At 61.1% G+C, this 14,963-nt stretch carries 14 protein-coding genes; 6 read left to right on the top strand and 8 right to left on the bottom strand.

From position 1 onward, the window contains the following. Positions 1-14: 14 nt before the first annotated feature. The 3 genes from CKW29_RS21030 to dinG form a co-directional block, all read right to left on the bottom strand. On the bottom strand, positions 15-1,160 hold the full coding sequence (locus tag CKW29_RS21030) for a serine hydrolase domain-containing protein (RefSeq protein WP_095149039.1): 1,146 nt from the start codon (positions 1,158-1,160) through the stop codon (positions 15-17). A 156-nt stretch (positions 1,161-1,316) separates the two neighbouring features. Further along, positions 1,317-3,662 (bottom strand): beta-agarase, encoded by a 2,346-nt coding sequence (locus tag CKW29_RS21025; protein ID WP_095149038.1) that lies wholly within the window; start codon positions 3,660-3,662, stop codon positions 1,317-1,319. An 82-nt stretch (positions 3,663-3,744) separates the two neighbouring features. Next, positions 3,745-5,889: an ATP-dependent DNA helicase DinG gene (gene dinG / locus CKW29_RS21020; protein ID WP_095146788.1), complete on the bottom strand. Its 2,145-nt coding sequence runs from the start codon at positions 5,887-5,889 to the stop codon at positions 3,745-3,747. Positions 5,890-5,988: 99 nt separating this feature from the next. On the opposite strand from dinG, the gene CKW29_RS21015 reads away from it, so the two are divergent. Then, positions 5,989-6,453: a DUF2269 family protein gene (locus CKW29_RS21015; protein WP_095146787.1), complete on the top strand. Its 465-nt coding sequence runs from the start codon at positions 5,989-5,991 to the stop codon at positions 6,451-6,453. Positions 6,454-6,962: 509 nt separating this feature from the next. On the opposite strand, the gene CKW29_RS21010 is transcribed toward CKW29_RS21015, so the two are convergent. The 4 genes from CKW29_RS21010 to CKW29_RS20995 form a co-directional block, all read right to left on the bottom strand. Further along, a complete protein-coding gene (locus CKW29_RS21010; RefSeq protein WP_095146786.1) occupies positions 6,963-7,721 on the bottom strand; it encodes a hypothetical protein in 759 nt (252 codons plus the stop codon). Continuing rightward, positions 7,714-7,992 (bottom strand): DUF1145 domain-containing protein, encoded by a 279-nt coding sequence (locus CKW29_RS21005; protein WP_095146785.1) that lies wholly within the window; start codon positions 7,990-7,992, stop codon positions 7,714-7,716. The genes CKW29_RS21010 and CKW29_RS21005 overlap by 8 nt, the downstream gene beginning before the upstream one ends. Before the next feature lie 140 nt (positions 7,993-8,132). Beyond that, entirely contained in the window at positions 8,133-8,852 is a 720-nt protein-coding gene (locus CKW29_RS21000) for an OmpA family protein (protein ID WP_095149037.1), read from the bottom strand. A gap of 90 nt (positions 8,853-8,942) precedes the next feature. Beyond that, positions 8,943-9,632 (bottom strand): OmpA family protein, encoded by a 690-nt coding sequence (locus tag CKW29_RS20995; protein WP_095146783.1) that lies wholly within the window; start codon positions 9,630-9,632, stop codon positions 8,943-8,945. 190 nt (positions 9,633-9,822) lie between these two features. Here CKW29_RS20995 and CKW29_RS20990 point away from each other — a divergent pair, with 190 nt between their 5' ends. Genes CKW29_RS20990 through CKW29_RS20975 form a run of 4 tightly spaced genes read left to right on the top strand, consistent with a single transcriptional unit; the run spans position 9,823 to position 11,532 of the window. Next, the gene (locus CKW29_RS20990; RefSeq protein WP_095149036.1) at positions 9,823-10,320 is read left to right on the top strand and encodes a DUF6231 family protein; all 498 of its coding nucleotides are present in this window, start codon (positions 9,823-9,825) and stop codon (positions 10,318-10,320) included. A 4-nt stretch (positions 10,321-10,324) separates the two neighbouring features. Continuing rightward, the gene (locus tag CKW29_RS20985) at positions 10,325-10,798 is read left to right on the top strand and encodes a YchJ family protein (RefSeq protein ID WP_095149035.1); all 474 of its coding nucleotides are present in this window, start codon (positions 10,325-10,327) and stop codon (positions 10,796-10,798) included. A 33-nt stretch (positions 10,799-10,831) separates the two neighbouring features. Further along, positions 10,832-11,317 carry an LEA type 2 family protein gene (locus CKW29_RS20980; protein WP_095149034.1) on the top strand — a complete coding sequence of 162 codons (486 nt, stop codon included), beginning with the start codon at positions 10,832-10,834 and terminating at the stop codon, positions 11,315-11,317. A 5-nt stretch (positions 11,318-11,322) separates the two neighbouring features. Then, positions 11,323-11,532 (top strand): SEC-C metal-binding domain-containing protein, encoded by a 210-nt coding sequence (locus CKW29_RS20975; RefSeq protein ID WP_095077415.1) that lies wholly within the window; start codon positions 11,323-11,325, stop codon positions 11,530-11,532. A gap of 40 nt (positions 11,533-11,572) precedes the next feature. On the opposite strand, the gene CKW29_RS20970 is transcribed toward CKW29_RS20975, so the two are convergent. After that, complete coding sequence (locus CKW29_RS20970) at positions 11,573-12,121, bottom strand: cysteine hydrolase family protein (RefSeq protein ID WP_095149033.1); 549 nt, start codon at positions 12,119-12,121, stop codon at positions 11,573-11,575. A gap of 210 nt (positions 12,122-12,331) precedes the next feature. Between CKW29_RS20970 and CKW29_RS20965 the strand changes: the two genes are divergently transcribed. Continuing rightward, positions 12,332-14,782, top strand: a complete 2,451-nt coding sequence (locus tag CKW29_RS20965) for a penicillin acylase family protein (protein WP_095149032.1) — start codon at positions 12,332-12,334, stop codon at positions 14,780-14,782. Positions 14,783-14,963: the final 181 nt, after the last annotated feature.

The following is a 14,963-nucleotide window of genomic DNA, read 5'->3' as shown; positions in this document are numbered from 1 at the left end:
TTCAGCAACTCTATTTACAGGCATTCAGACAAAACCCGCACCAGCTTCTGCGCACGCGGGTCCATCAAGACGTAAGGCCCCAGGGTATTGGTGACAAAACCGAAGGCTACATCGTGTTCCGGGTCGGCAAATCCGACGGAACCACCCGCCCCGGGATGGCCAAACGCCCGAGGTCCGAGGCCGAAGGTGGCGTTGGGAACGTCCGGTTGATCGAGCATGCAACCCAGGCCAAAACGGGTCCGGGTCAGTAACGTCTTGTCTTCACCCAGGCTGTGCTCGCGGGTCAGTTCCTGGAGCATGTCGCTTTCGAGCAAACTGCCATCGAGCAGACCACTGTAGAACCCGGCCAGGCTACGCGCATTGCCGTGGCCATTGGCCGCCGGCTGCTGCATCCGGCGCCATTCCGGCTTGTTGGTGCTGGTCATGACCGACGGTGGATTGGTGAAGGCTCGCGTGGTCATGGCCGTTGGCTCACGCATGGTCACCTGCAGCAGACGCTGTGCGGCAGCATCACCCACGTTGCCTTTGCCGCGTGCGATGTGCGCCACGCGATGAAACTCTTCATCGGCCAGGCCGACGTGGAAATCCAGCGCCAATGGACGGGCAATACGCGCCACGATCGATTCGCCCGGACCCCGGCCGTCGGCACGGCGCAGCAACTCCCCCACCAGCCAGCCATAGGTAATCGCGGCATAACCATGCCCCTCACCCGGCGTCCACCAAGGCGCCTCGGCAGCCAGTGCATCGACCATGGTTTGCCAGTCGTACAGCGCTTCGGGGGCCAGCAACTCACGCAGTGCCGGCAAGCCGGCCCGATGGCAGAGCAACTGGCGCAAGGTAACTGCCTCCTTGCCCGCCGCGGCGAACTCGGGCCAGTACCGGGCAACCGGCGCATCGAGCTGCAACTTGCCTTCGGCAACCAGTTGCAGGGCCGTCACGGCGGTAAAGGTCTTGGTGCAGGAGAACAGGTTGGCGATGGTATCGCTGTGCCAGGCTTCACTACCGTCCTTGTCCGCCGTACCGGCCCACAGGTCGACGACTGTTTCGCCGCCGATCTGAATGCACAATGCAGCACCGCGTTCCTGAGGATCGTCGAGGAGGGCCGCAAACGCTTCTCGTACCGCTTCGAATTTAAGCTCGTAATGACCCTGAATCTGCACCCGCCACTCCCCGGAAAAACGTCTTGATACAAAGCCCCGCATTGTTCCAGCCCTTGAGGGTTTTGGGAACCCGCGCAGGCCGGGCGGTCAGTGCTTTGAAGCATGGAGTTTCAGGGTTCAGTGGCCTTTTCCCGAAAGCCCGCCGACGTGAGTGCCCTAGTCTGAGGTTTTCGCCTCGTGGTCGACTTTCCCGCCCTCTTCGCCAGGGCTGGTGCTTTGCGCTTTTTCGGCCGTTACCCTGGCTTTTTCAGCGGTTTTACGCAACTGATCAACAGCCTGCAGGTTGGCCTTGCGCACACTGTCGACGAAGCCCTGGAATGGCAGATCAGTGATCCCTACCAGTCCGAAATGACCGTTCTCACCATCCAGCAGACGACCGGTCACCGGCTGGTCCAGGTACTGGAACCAGTGCACGCCGACAATCGATGGCTCGCTCACCGCCTGCTTGACGAAGTTGGCGTAGGCCGGACCACGATCCTCTTCCCTGGCCACCTCAGTGACACCCGCCCAGAACGGTCCGCGATCGCGCGAGCCGAAGTTGAATTCGGTGATCAACACCGGCTTGTCCAACGCCTGGAGTTGGGCGAAGTCATAACCCTCCTGTGGCTTGAGCGTGTACAGGTTGAAACTCAGCACGTCGCAATACTGCGCGCAGGCCCCCACGGCCTCTGGTGTGCTGACGGCAAACCGGCCCCCAAGCAATAGATGGTTGGGGGCATGCCATTTCAGCGAGTCGGAAATGGTCTTGAAGTAGGTATCGGCGAAGACTTTCTGGAAGTATTTGAAGTCGGCTTCGATTTCCGGGTACTCCGCACTTGGCAGCGGCGGCACGAACCCCGGGTCCTCCATCAACTCCCAGGCTGGCAGGTCTATGCCCCAGGCCTTGGAAAGCCCGGCCTGATTACGGTATTTGTCGCGTAATTGCTTGAGGAACGCCCGTTTGGCCGGTACATCGGTGGTCATTTTCAACGTACCGTAGGCCAGGGCATAACGGGCCTTCGGGTCCTCGCCGGGACCTGCCCAGGCCAGCTCGTTGTCGGCAAAGTAGCCGATCAGCCACGGATCGTCGCGATGATCACGGGCGGCAATGGCCACGGCACGCTCGGTGGCCATGGCAAAGCGCGGATCGAACGGATCAGGCATGCCGCCCCACCAGTCATTTCCGGTGCTGATGCTGGTGTAATCGCCAACGATCGACAACGGCAAGGTGTAGGGCACACGGTCGTTCAGGCCAAGCGCTGGAGCGCTCCAGTTCCCCAGGGTGTTGAAACCCCAGGCTTGCAGGCGGTCGAGGGTGTGGCCGGCCCAGCGTTTTTCATCGAAGGCAGAAGGCACGCAAGGTGCGGCACTGGCGTCGGCCTTGGCCTCATCGACTTTGGCAGCCGTCGCAACGACACACGGCTGGCCATAGGTACGCTGCAGGTTGGCGCCATAGAAGTCGTACCAGCGGCCGGCATTGAACCCACGACCCTGATCGGCACCGTTACCGCCACGGTTATCGCCTTCGCCGTAGTAACGGGCCAAAGGCTCGTCGCTTGTCGGCAACGACTGGAACATTCCTTCACGCCCGGCGACGTAAGTCCGAGCGGCATCCGCGGTGACGGTATTGACCCCCAGGGAATAGAACGGATGACCTTCCGGTGTCACCAGATACCAGCGACCATCACGCTTTTCAGTGCGAAAAAAGCCGCTGGCCTTGAAGGCCGGGCCCTTGCTCCAGCCGCCGAACGTGTCCAGGGACGCACGCCCGCGCTCTGCCAGCCAGGTGTTCAGTTGCTGCTGTTCTTTATTGGCCGCGGTCTTGAGCTGATCGTCAGCGGCCACTTTCTCCGGCCACTTTGCCCGGCTGGACTGGCCATAGGCATCGACCAACGAGCCATAGACAGCACTGATCACCGCTTCGCCATCCTGCACGCCAAAGCGCTCAAGCATGATGCTCTGGGCGACTTTCGGATGATCCATCGACAGCGTGACCGAGACCACCTGGCTGCGATCCAGCTGCCCTTCGCTGCCGGCCAGCAAAATTCGCTGTCCATCTACCATCATCGGCATGGGCGGCCCGGCTTTCATCCCCTGGCTCAGTGGCGAGCTGGGGGTCAGCGGTACCAGCAGTGTTTGCGCAGGCCCCGCTGGCAGGTCGACGCGGCTGACCAGAACCTTGCCGTCACTGCTCTGGATCTTCACGTAGAGCGTGACCGCCCAGTTCATCGCACTCTGCAGGCGCAGGCTCATGACCCCGGACTGCGACCAGTCCCAGGCACCGGTTTGCGGCGTCAGGCGCAGGCTCGGTTGCGCCACCGGGTTGAACGTCACCCTACGCAGCACTTCACCCTCGGCTGTTTGCTCCGCATTGGATTGCGGCAGGCTGGCATCCTGCGTCGCCACCTGGACGACATCGGCGGGTCGAACAAAGTTGAACAGCGTCTGTTGCCCGGCGGGTGCCGCGAGCAGCGGAGCGGCAAACATCAGGGCAAAAACAGCGGGTAACGTGCGGCGAATCATATGAACCAGGTTCTCCCTAGGGCCAGTGTGCAATCGGTGATAGGGGATAGACAACGCGGCGGGCGATTTCGCCCACCGTGAGTCAAGATATTTCGCGACGGAACGGCGGCAACGCGTTGAGGATCGCTTTGCCGTAGCGCTGCGTGACCAGGCGCCGGTCAAGCAGGGTGATGGTGCCGCGGTCTTCTTCGGTACGCAGCAAGCGCCCGCAGGCCTGGACCAGTTTGAGCGAGGCGTCGGGCACCGAGATTTCCATGAACGGATTGCCGCCCCGGGCCTCGATCCATTCGGCCAGCGCGGCTTCAACCGGGTCATCGGGTACCGAGAACGGGATCTTGGCGATCACCACGTGCTCGCAGTAGGCACCCGGCAAGTCGACGCCCTCGGCGAAACTGGCCAACCCGAACAACACGCTGGAGTCCCCGCCATCGACTCGCGCCTTGTGCTTGTTCAAGGTTTCCTGTTTCGACAGGTTGCCCTGGATGAATACTTGCTTGCGCCAATCCCGATCCAGCCCGTCGAACACGTCCTGCATCTGTTTGCGCGAAGAAAACAGCACCAGGGTGCCGCGCGAACCTTCCACCAGTTCCGGCAGGTCACGAATGATCGCCGCCGTATGGGCGGGGGCGTCGCGAGGATCGGCCCGCAAATCCGGCACCCGCAACACACCGGCGTCGGCATGCAGGAAGGGGCTGGGCACCACGGCCGTCACGGCTTTCTTCGGCAGGCCGGCACGCATGCGGAAACGCTCGAACGTGCCGAGGGCCGTCAGGGTCGCCGAAGTGACCAATGCGCCATAGGCCACATTCCACAGGTTGCGACGCAGCATTTCTGCGGCCAGGATCGGGCTGGCGTTGACCTCGATGTCGAACAGCGAACCACTTTCGGCCAGGGTCAGCCAGCGCGCCATCGGCGGGTTGTCTTCCGGGTCTTCCGCGGTGAATGCCGTCCACAACTCCCAATTGCCCTGGGAGCGGGACAACAGGCTGCCAAACAGCGGGTACCACTCTTCCGCCTGGTTACTGGCGATGCCGATGTTGACCTCGCCATCCATGCCTTCTTTCAGCAAATCCGTGAGCCGGGTAAAGAGGTCCGTCAGGCGCGAAAAGCCTTTCTTCAGCTCGATGCCCATCTCGCGCATGTGCTCGGGAACCACTCCGCCCACGAAACGGTGACGTGGACGCTCCCGGCCTTCGACATCTTCACCGGGCTTGAAGTCAGCCACCTGTTCGCAGGCGCTGAACATGAACTGCTGCTGGGTCTTGATCTCCCGCGCCAGCTCCGGCACTTGCTCGATGAGCTTGCCCAGGTCGCCGGGCAACGGGTGCTGGGCCAGCAGTTTGGTGAGGTTCTTGGCGGTTTGTTCCAGCCAGTCCGCGGTGGAACGCAGACGGGTGTAATGGGCGAAGTGGCCGATGGCCTTGTCAGGCAAGTGGTGACCTTCATCGAACACATAGAGCGTGTCACGGGGATCCGGCAGCACCGCACCACCGCCGAGCGCCAGGTCGGCCAGGACCATGTCGTGGTTGGTGACGATCACATCCACCTTGCCCATGCCTTCGCGGGCCTTGTAGAACGCGCACTGGCCGAAGTTGGGGCAATGCCGGTTGGTGCACTGGCTGTGATCGGTGGTCAGGCGCGCCCAGTCGGCATCTTCCAGGGCATTGGGCCAGCTGTCGCGGTCGCCATCCCATTTATTGCCGGCGAGCTTCTCGATCATGCTGGTGAACAGCTTCTGACTGGCCTCATCGACCTCAATCTTGAAGCCTTCTTCTTCGAAAAGTTGCGCGGTGGCGGTTTGGGCGTGGCCTTCCTGCAGCAGCATATCGAGCTTGGAAAGGCACATGTAGCGTCCACGGCCCTTGGCCAGCGCAAAGCTGAAGTTCAGCCCGCTGTTGCGCATCAGGTCCGGCAGGTCCTTGTAGACGATCTGCTCTTGCAGGGCGACGGTCGCGGTGGCAATCACCAAGCGTTTACCGGCGGCCTTGGCAGTCGGGATCGCCGCCAGGCTGTAGGCCACGGTCTTGCCGGTACCGGTGCCGGCTTCCACCGCCACGACAGCGGGGTCGCCACTACGCCGGCCTTCGTCGTCGGTGTCGATGTCCCCCAGGACTTTCGCCACTTCGGCGATCATCAGACGTTGGCCGTAACGCGGCTTCAGGCTCTTGGCTTCGAGAAAACGCGAATAGGCGCCCTGGATCGTGGTTTTGAGTTCAGTGCTGATCATGGATTGTCGGGCGCAAAAAACGCTGGATAAATTTTCAGTGGTTCGGATCGGTCGCTATCATACCCCGCTAATGAATCCCGCGCAGAACGGAGTACCCCAATGACACCTTTCGCTATCATTTATACCTTCCATGTACTGGCTGCAACGATCTGGATAGGCGGCATGTTTTTCGCCTGGATGGTCCTGCGCCCGGCAGCCGTAAAAACACTGGAAGGCCCGGCCCGGCTGAAACTGTGGGTAGACGTGTTTCAACGCTTTTTTGTCTGGGTCTGGATCGCGGTGGTGATCCTGCCGGTCAGCGGAGTGGGGATGATTCACCTGCACTTCAGCGGCTTTGAAACCGCGCCACGCTATGTACAGATCATGATGGGCCTGTATCTGGTGATGGCCGCCCTGTTCATCCGCATTCAAGCCTTGCAACTTCCACACTTGCGCGAAGCCGTGCTGGCCGAGGACTGGCCGACCGGCGCCGCGACCCTTGGCAGCATTCGCCGCCTGGTAGGAATCAATCTGCTGCTGGGACTACTACTGGTAGCCATCGCCGCCGCGCGGCCGATGTTCTAACAACTTCGCTGACAACCCACCACCACCACCACCACCACCACCACCACCACCACCACTCAACAGGCCGAGCGTTAGCTCGCCTGCCGCCCTTGATCTTGCTTTGGCTTTGGCTCTGGCTCTGGCTCTGGCTTTTGATCTTGATCCACCCGCCCCATCGGCAGGCCGAGCGCAGGCGTTCATCAGGGGAATGGCGCGCAGCGCCCCTCGACGCAGTCGAGGACATCGCATGGAGGTCGAGCGAAGCCGACCGGAGGGCGATGCCCCCTGAGGAATGCCGGAGTCGAGGGAACCCCGAGCCTCGGCGAGGGGCCGGACGCTCGGGGCGAGACCTTTGGTTACTTTGGGGCGTTTGCCAAAGTGACCCGCCGTAAGGGCGGAACCATAAGTAGCCATGACCGCAGCAAAGGATATGTACACCGCACCCGCAAGAGAATGGTTGACTGCCAGGCCGCCTTCGCGAGCAAGCCCGCCCCCACAGAAAATCGGGGGCCATACCAATCAAAGCAGATTTACAGCCGCTGAACCGTCACCGAACCCGGCGCACCAGCCGGCCCAGGCTGCCCCGGTGCACCGGCCCGCCCACTCTTGCCGCCATCAGCGCGATAAACGAAGCACCCCTTGGCCTTGCCTCCCGCCCCCGGCTTACCACCGGCCCCCGCCACGCCACCGACGCCACCCTCGACCAGCACCTTGATCTGTTGCTCCGGATAATCACGCGGCAACTCCACGCGCACCAACGCGCCCGGGGCACCGGCACGACCATCGCCGCCGTTATCACCATCGGCACCTCGCCCCGCCTCTCCCCAAGTACAACCGGGTTCCTGACCATTGGCACCATCAAGCCCCACGTAACCCGGCGCCCCCGCGCCACCACGGGCATCGATCGACAATTCGGGTGCATTGAGCGAGGCAATCCGTAGATTCAGGTTGCGCCCCGCGCGTGCAGCCTTGAGGTAAGTACCAGGCGCACCGCGGGACGTGATCTGGCTGCCCGAGTCCAACTGCGCACGGCTGACCTTCAATTGCAGGCTCTGCTCACCGGGAACAATGGCGATCCGCGCCTCGCGCCCCAGCTGCAATAGGCCCACATTCAACTCGGTGACATTCGAAGGGATCAGCAACGTACCGTAATCCGCCACCTCCAGCCGTTCCAGCTGCAAAACGCTGGCGGTATTGGGCAGGCGCACCAGCGAATGGGTTTCGACCGTGACCACCTGCGCCAAAGCCATCGGACTGACCAGCGCGGCCAGCAAACAGAGCTTACGCATGGGAGGCCTCCGTAGAGTCAGACGTTGCGATGGTCTGCACATGAAAGATGCCGACCACCAGGACCTGCAAACGATCACGCCAAGGGTGCGGCCGGGTTTTAAGGTTGCGGTTGAACAGCACCAGTTCCAGAAGATGGGTCAGCAGCAACAGGCTACCGACCAGATTGACCATCAAATGAATCGGATTGGTGAACGGCTGGATCAGATTGATCAGCACCACCAGCCAGAACATCAGGGTCAACCACTTCCCCAACCCCCAAAACACTTTCATACGCGCCCCCGTGGATCATTATTCTTTGCGCGCACAGTAACGACTTCCACGAGGGATACGCCAGAGGCCAGTGAAAATTCTTCTTGAGCCCGCTGTTTGGCTGCCGGTTCGACGAGGATCGCCGGTCCGGCAGCGGTTGATCAGTGTCCGATCACCAGCTCCACCCGACGGTTTTTTGCCCGTCCTTCTTCGGTGGCGTTGTCGGCCACCGGCTGGCTTTCCCCCACGCCCTGGCTGGTCACTTTGTCCGGCGCAAGGCCCTGGTCCAGCAGGAATGCGGCCACACTGCTGGCACGCATCTCGGAAAGTCCCTGGTTATAAGCGTCCGCCCCTTGGCTATCGGTGTGACCGAGCACCTTGATACTCGCCACGTCGGCATTTTTCAGCTTGCCCATCAGCGCCATCAGTTGTTCGTTGGCAGCCGGTGTCAGCTCGGCCGAGCCGGAGGCGAACAGCACATTGCCTTGATCGCTGAGGGTGATGACTTCATCTTGAGGGGCCTCGACCGGCTTGACGGTGGCCGGGTACTGAGGAACCGGGCAACCTCTGTTGTCGACCGGTGTACTGGCGGGAGTGTCGGGGCAATGATCACGGCGATCGAACACGCCGTCTTCGTCGTCGTCGCCATCCTGTGCGTAACAAATCAAGCCACCGGTCAACAGGCCGAGTGCCGCACCGCCCCCTGCCCAACTCGCACTTTCAATGGCCCCCAGACCGCCGCCTACCAAGCCACCGATCAAGCTGCAGATCGGCCAGTTACCTTGATTGAGGGGGGCAGTGCCGTCGCTGTGTGTGGCGCAACCTGTCAACAGGCTGCCGAGCAGAAGAACCGGCATTGCGGCTCGCAGGCGAACACTCATGGTGATTGCTCCTGTGTCACCGGTCCATACCGGTCACACAGGAGTAAAGACCCGCCTCCGCGACTGCACAAGGCGCGGAGGCGAGAGGGTCTAACGGTTGATTTTGATTTCGGTACGACGGTTCATCGAACGGCCGTCAGCGGTTGAGTTGTCGGCCACTGGCTGGCTTTCCCCGGCGCCGCTCACCGAAACGAAACTGGCGCGTGGCACGCCTTCTTCGATCAGGTACTCGACCACCGAACGCGCACGTTTTTCCGAAAGTGCCTGGTTGTAGGCATCGCTGCCGACACTGTCGGTATGTCCGGTCACGCTCAACCGGGCGGAAGGTGCTTCCTGTTTCAGGCGGGTGGCAATGGTTTCAAGCTTGGCTTTGTCGGCTTCGGTCAGTTTGGCCGAGTCGAAGCTGAAATTCACATCACGGATAACAATGGTTTCTTCCTTGACCACCACGACCTCTTCAACCACAGGAGCCGGTGGAGGGCAACCATCTGCATCGACCTGCGTACCTTTCGGTGTGCCAGGGCACTTGTCACGACTGTCCAGAACACCATCGCCATCTTCGTCACCGTCGCCATGAACCCAGCAATAGGCGGCTGCCAGACTCCCCACGATCAGCGCGCCACTGCCAGCCCAGGCCGAGCTTTCCGTCGCGCCGAGACCGGCACCCACAACGCCACCGACCGCAGCACAGGTCGGCCAGTCTGTTTTCTGCAAACCTGCGCAACCAGTCAACACACTGGTTAGCAGAACCAAGGGTAATGCTGTCCGAACTATGCTCATCGAGTTATCTCCTGAGGGATCGGCTTACGACCGATTCATGGAGTAAAGACCCGGGTTTTAATATCCGCCAGCACTAGGCCACCTCTGTTTCACCCCGTAATCACTGGCTCTGGAAACCTGATGCGCAATCAGGCTCTAGGCCCGAGCGTTCCGGCAGGCTAGTCTCTGCAGTTCTGATTGAGGATCTTCGATGACCGCAGGCATTTCTTCGCGCACACCCCAGCAAGCCCTCGCCGCCCTGCTCGATCGCTATGCGCCGCAGCGACTGCTGCTGATCGGCGCCAGTGACTTCCCGGCACTGCAGGCGTTCAGGCAGGCACACCCCGAGACCCAGATCGCCCAGGCAGCACCTGGCGTACTACCTCCGGAGCTGGCAGCCCAACGTTTCGACCTGGCGCTGGCGCTCGATTGCCTTGAGTACCTGCCAAAGCGCGACGGCCTGAATCTGCTCGGTGGGATCCGCAACCTCAACGCCAGCCGCATCGCGGTGCTCGCGGACCTGAATGCCTGTGGCTGGCAGGAAACCGACTTCTATTCCCTGGCCCTGCAAGCCAGTGAACGCTTCCAGCGCAACGAGCAGGTGTTGACCCTGTTCACCTACGATCTGCTTGACTACAAGCAAGTGCCCGACTGGCTCAACTCACGATTCTGGGCCAATCCGGAAAACTTCGGAAAATACTGGTGGTAACACAATGAGCACATCCATATGTCCCTGCGGCAGCGGCACGCCGCTCGATGCCTGTTGCGGCCATTACCACGACGGCCACCCCGCTCCTTGTGCCGAGGCCTTGATGCGCTCGCGCTACAGCGCCTATGTGCTGGGCCTGGTCGATTATCTGGTCGCCACCACCCTGCCGGCTCAACAACCAGGCCTGGATCGCCAGTCGATCAGCGACTGGAGCGCGCAGAGCACCTGGCTGGGTCTGGAGGTGGAAAGCTCGGAAGTCTTCGGCGGCCAGCCTGAACACGCGTTTGTCACTTTCACTGCCCGCTGGCACGACAACACTGGCGAACACAGTCACCGCGAACGCTCCTCCTTTGTGCAAAACACCAGTCGCTGGTACTTCATCGACCCGACCGTGCCGCTCAGGATCGGGCGAAACGATGCCTGCCCTTGCGGCAGCGGACAGAAGTTCAAGAAGTGTTGCGCGGGGTATTTCGCGTAACCACGAACCTAGTGTGTAGAAAGGAGCCACACCATGCCCGGCCAATGGCGCGCACTGCGGACACTCACCTTGCTGATGGCCCTGGGCCTCGGCGGTTGCGTCTCCTGGTTCACCGACGACGACCTTGAGCCCCAGGTGCATCTGCTCAAGGTCGAAGTGGTGAGGGCCAAACTGCTCGAACAGAAATTCATGCTGCATTTTCGCGTCGACAACCCCAACGACTCCAGCCTGACGGTTCGCGGACTGGAGTACCGCATTCACTTGAGCCAGTTCCTGCTCACCGAAGGTGAGTCCAGCGAATGGTTCAGGGTCGACCCCAACAGCAGTGCCTACTTCGAAGTGCCGATTCGCACCAACCTCTGGCAACACCTGCGCGAGGTGGTGAAATTGCTGAAAAAACCCGATCAACCTATCCCTTATCGCCTTGAAGGCGAACTGAAAACCGGATTATTCATCGGCAATGACGTGCACCTGTCGCGTTATGGCGAGATAATTCCCGGCGATTTTATTCCGGAGTAACCTCGATGACCCAGCAACCTCATGTCCATGGCCCTGACTGCAACCACGATCATGACCATCACGACCACCATGATCACGACCATGGCCATGTACACGGCCCCCATTGCGGCCACGCTCACCAGGAGCCGGTACGCAACGCGTTGAAAGACGTCGGCCGCAACGATCCTTGCCCATGCGGCAACGGCAAGAAGTTCAAGAAGTGCCACGGCGCTTGATGCATTAGGCTTCTGGCGGATCGCGGACATTTGACCGCGATCACAGAATCCCGGCCAGGGGAATGACCGTGGCGTACTCGCCATGCAGGTTACCCAGTGACATGGCATGTACCTCCCGGGCCGAATGCGGGTTGCCGAAAAAGTCCGCTTTATCGAAGGTGTAGCAGGCATCTTCCACGACCCAGGTCGCAAACCCCAGATTACCGGCCGTCCGCGCCGTAGCCTCCACCGAGTTATGGGTTGCCACACCGACAATGACCAATTGCTCGACCTGCGCCTCGCGCAAATCAAGGGCAAGCGTTGTCCCGCAGAAGGCATCCGGCACCTGTTTCTGGATCACCCGCTCTCCCGCTCGCGGCTCAAAACGCTCCTGAAACTCGACCCCAGACTGCCCTGGCCAGAACACCGAGTCCGGTTCGCGGGACAGGTGTTGAACATGAATCACCGGTCGCGCCAATCGCCTCCACTCAGCCAGCAGACGCGCCATACAGTCTTCCGCCTGTGGGTTATTGCGTGGCCCGAGCCTAGGGTGATGAATACCTTTTTGTTGATCGATCAGAATCAGCGTTGCGTTTGCCTGAAACTCCATGGCGAGTGTTCCCTCATAGCGGTCATCGGATTCTGCCTACTTGAGCATCACCGATTCCGCCAGGCAAGCCTCGGATGGCGGGTCATCGACTGCAAATTCGCTGAATTATCGGACAAACCTTGAAATAAGGTCGGCCCCCGCTTGCGCGGCTCCCGGCCGCTCACTAACGTAGCGCCTTTATTGGTACTACCCCCCTGCAGGAGCTTTGCCATGGCCTCGCCAGCCCTTACATCTTTTCTTCCCCGGTTCGGCGTTGCCGCAGCTGTAGCCAGTGTGCTCAGCCTCTCAGGGTGCCAGACCTGGAACACCCAGGACACGTTGCCACCGACCTCCGGCGTGCAACCGCTCAAGGGGCTGGCACAGAACGTCTCCGTACGACGTAATGCCATGGGCATGCCATTGCTTGAAAGCAGCACCTTCCACGACGCGCTGTTCACCCTCGGTTACGTACACGCCAGTGACCGCATCAACCAGATGGTCACCCTGCGTTTGCTGGCCCAAGGGCGTTTGTCAGAAATGTCCGGGGCACAGATGCTGGACGCTGACCGCTACATGCGCGCGGTCAATCTCAAGAAAAACGCCGACGAACTCTATAAAGCCTCCTCCCCACGCCTCAAACGCTTCTTTGAAGTCTATGCTCGCGGGGTCAACGCCTACCTGTTCCGGTATCGCGACAAACTGCCAGCGGACCTGGCGGCCACGGGCTACAAGCCCGAATACTGGAAAGCCGAGGATTCGGCGCTGATTTTCTGCCTGCTCAATTTCAGCCAGTCGGCCAACCTGCCGCAGGAAATAAACGCACTGGTCATGGCGCAAAACGTCACGACCGACAAACTGGCGTGGCTGTCGCCGTCCTACCCGGACGAGCAACTGCCACAGGGCGAGACGGACAAACTTCAAGGCGTGAAGCTCAACGGCGCGATCCCGGGCCTGGCCGATCTGGCGAAAGCCGGCGAGCAACTGTCCGGATTGAATCCACTGGGCACCACCGCCTCGAACAACTGGGCCATTGCCCCACAACGCAGCCGCAGCGGCAAGAGCCTGCTGGCCAGCGACAGCCAGTTCCCGATTGGCGCGCCCTCGCTGTGGAGCCCTGTACAGATCCGCGCGCCGAAGTACCAGGCTGCCGGGATCACCATTGCCGGCTTGCCGATGATCCTGTCCGGGTTCAATGGCAAGGTGGCCTGGAGCATGACGGCGGTCATGGGTGACAACCAGGACCTGTTCCTGGAAAAACTCAAGCGCCAGGGCACTGGGCTGGTTTACGAAGTGGCAGGCAAATGGCAGCCGGTGATGGTTCGCAATGAAACCTACTTCGTCAAAGGTCAGCGACCGATTCGCGAAGCCGTGTACGAAACCCGTCACGGCGCGCTGCTCAACAGTGCCCAAGGCAGCGCACTGGGCAATGGTCTGGGCGTGGCCCTGCAGATGCCTGAGTTCAAGGATGACAGGAGCCTGGATGCGTTCTTCGACCTGTCCCGTGCGCAGAGTGTGGAAAAAGCCTCGGATGCCAGCCGTGAAATCCGTGCCATTGCCCTGAACATGCTGTTCGCCGACGCCAGTAACATTGGCTGGCAAGTCACGGGCCGCTTCCCGAACCGTCGCGAAGGTGAAGGCCTGCTGCCATCGCCCGGCTGGGAGGGTCGTTATGACTGGGACGGCTATGCCGACCCGATGCTCCATCCCTACGATCAGGACCCGGCCCAAGGCTGGCTCGGCACCGCTAACCAGCGGATCATTCCCCACGGTTATGGCATGCAGTTGTCCAACTCCTGGGCGGCACCCGAGCGCGGCGAGCGTATCGCCGAACTGGCGGGCGCCGGCAAGCACGACAGTCGCAGCATGATTGCCATGCAGTACGACCAGACCACCCTGTTCGCCGCCAAACTGAAAAAGATGTTTGAAGCCCCCGGCATGTCGCAGCCGCTGAAACAGGCGATCTCGGCCCTGCCAGGCCTCGAAGCCGGCAAAGCACGCGAGGCGTTCAGCCGCCTGATGGCATTCGATGGCAAGCTCAGCCCGACGTCGACCGACGCGGCGATCTACGAACTGTTCCTGCAGGAAAGCATGAAGCAGGTGTTCCTCGACGAACTGGGACCGGATTCCAGCCCGACCTGGAAAGCGTTCGTTGCCAACGGCACCTTGTCCTACTCGGCCCAGGCCGACCATTTGCTCGGCCGCGAAGACAGCCCGTTCTGGGATGACATTCGCACAGCGCAAAAAGAAGACAAGCCGACGATACTCGCCCGTAGCCTGGCGGCGGCGATCACCGCTGGCGAGAGCCAGATGGGCGGCGATCGCAAAGCCTGGCAGTGGGGCAAACTGCACCGCTATGAATGGAAAAACACCCGCGGCCAGACAGTACGCGAGGCCATGGCGGCCGGTGGAGACCACACGACACTGAATGCAGCAGCCTACACCTGGGGCCAGGACTTCAATGCCACGCGAGTGCCGGTCATGCGCTTGATTGTCGACTTCGGCCAGGCCGAACCGCTGATGGTTCAAAACGGTACAGGTCAATCCGGTAACCCGGCCAGCGCGAACTACCTCAACGGTATCGAGCCTTGGCTCAAGGGCCAATACCAAGGCCTGCCGCTACAGCCGCAGAACTTCGACAAGGTGTATGGAAAGACTCGATTGACCCTGATCCCGGGCAAATGACCGGGTCGAGGCTGAGGGTGCCTGGAAACAGGCCCCCCTCATGCAGATTGCCCAGTGTGGGTGCGGTAAACCCGTCACGCCCGTTTTTGGGGCGTGATGCCTGACCAGACGCTTCTTGAATCAACTTTTAAAACGCTTGTTCGGGACTCTGGTTCGGAAATTGCTACTTTCATAATGTCTT

It is taken from the genome of Pseudomonas sp. Irchel s3a18 (assembly GCF_900187535.1).
GTDB lineage: Bacteria > Pseudomonadota > Gammaproteobacteria > Pseudomonadales > Pseudomonadaceae > Aquipseudomonas.
This window is presented reverse-complemented; position numbering and strand designations above follow the sequence as displayed.